The following is a 1,077-nucleotide window of genomic DNA, read 5'->3' as shown; positions in this document are numbered from 1 at the left end:
GGGTTGGGGGGCGGGTGTGCGTGGTGTGGGGATTGGGCGCCGGATTGGGGGCCCTCATTCGCGGGGGTGGGGTGATGCGTGCGGGTTCTGCTTGGGGTGGGTGTGGGTTCGTGCGGGTTCCGGTCGCAGGGCCGATGGCAGAATCGGCGGTATGACGAACCCCCCGCCGTCCTCCGCCGAGCCCGTCTACGCGGACCGTGTCTACCGTTCGCCCCAGGCCCTCGTGGCAGGGGTGATGCTGCTCGCGATCGCGGCGTGGCTGGGTGGGGACGCGCTGCTGCGCGGCAGCGGGTGGACGCCGTGGTTCGCCGCGGCCGGCCTGTTGATCGCCGTGCCCCTCATCGTGGCCTTCACGCTGCGGCCGGCCGTGTTCGTCAACGACGACCGGATCCGCGTGCGGAACCCGTTCCGCCTCATCACCGCGCCCTGGGCCGCGGTGGAGTACCTGCGGTCCGGCTACTCGGCGGAGCTTTTCGCCGGGGGCGCGAAGTACCAGCTGTGGTCGATCCCCGTCTCGCTGCGGGAGCGCAAGCGGGCCAACCGCCAGGCCGCCGGTGGGCGCGGCTCCGTCCTCGGGCGGAGCGGCCGCGACGCTGGTGCCGGTACGGAGGCCGTGGCGGCGGCGGGTGACCAGGTGCGCAGGGCCACCGCCGATCGCACGGTCGACGAGCTGAACGAGCTCCACGAGCGCTGCGCCGACCGGCCCGGCGCCCAGGGCGTCGTCGCGGTCCGGTGGGCGTACGAGATCCTCGCCCCGGTGGCGGCGGGTCTGGTGCTGCTGGGTGTGGTGGCCGGGGTTCGGTAGGAGCTCCGTCGTTTGGCTGCGGGCTCGGGCCCACGCCGTTGGGGGCGGGCCGGGTCGGGGTGAGCGGCCGGGGGTGGGGCCTCCGAAGTGGGGGTGGGGCCGGTCGGGGGGAGTGGCCCGGGGTCGGGCTTGCGAGGTCGGGGTTGGGCGGGGTCGGAGTGGTGGGCGGGGTGGGGCCTGTCCGCCTGCCGAGGGTTTCCGGGCCGGGTCGGGGCGTCAAGGGCGCCCTTCGGGCGTCGCCTGCGGCGATTCCGCTGCGCTCCACCCTTGAC

General features: G+C 75.1%; 1 protein-coding gene. It reads left to right on the top strand.

Going from position 1 to position 1,077, the window contains the following annotated elements; all coding sequences use genetic code 11:
- Positions 1 to 151 precede the first annotated feature (151 nt).
- A complete protein-coding gene (locus tag IF43_RS0135540) occupies positions 152 to 805 on the top strand; it encodes a PH domain-containing protein (protein WP_030211142.1) in 654 nt (217 codons plus the stop codon).
- Positions 806 to 1,077: the final 272 nt, after the last annotated feature.

The sequence above is a fragment of the Streptomyces sp. NRRL S-87 genome (assembly GCF_000719335.1).
GTDB lineage: Bacteria > Actinomycetota > Actinomycetes > Streptomycetales > Streptomycetaceae > Streptomyces.
This window is presented reverse-complemented; position numbering and strand designations above follow the sequence as displayed.

Excerpts from the sequence above, each read along its gene's own strand:
- IF43_RS0135540 (WP_030211142.1), top strand. The coding sequence starts at position 152 with ATGACGAACCCCCCGCCGTCCTCCGCCGAGCCCGTCTACGCGGACCGT.